Raw genomic sequence first — 213 nt, 5'->3', positions numbered from 1 at the left:
GGTCAGGCCGGTGTGGGGTGGGGTGTCGGGGTGGTGGGTCAGGTGTGGCCAGTGGTCTTCCAGGGCCAGGACGGGTGTGTCCGTGTCGGGTAGTGCGTCCAGGACCGGTCGGGAGGCCAGGACGGTGTGGAGTCGGGCGTCGGAGGCCATGAAGGAGAGTCGTTCGCGGGGGTAGGCGGGGTCCAGGGGGACGTAGGCGGCGCCGGCTTTGAG

At 70.9% G+C, this 213-nt stretch carries 1 protein-coding gene; it reads right to left on the bottom strand.

The genetic code is table 11. From position 1 onward, the window contains the following. Positions 1-213: AMP-binding protein (locus ADL05_RS06725; protein WP_156365753.1), on the bottom strand; the 213-nt coding region annotated here is incomplete at both ends.

Origin of the sequence: Nocardiopsis sp. NRRL B-16309 (assembly GCF_001279585.1) — a bacterium.
GTDB lineage: Bacteria > Actinomycetota > Actinomycetes > Streptosporangiales > Streptosporangiaceae > Nocardiopsis.
This window is presented reverse-complemented; position numbering and strand designations above follow the sequence as displayed.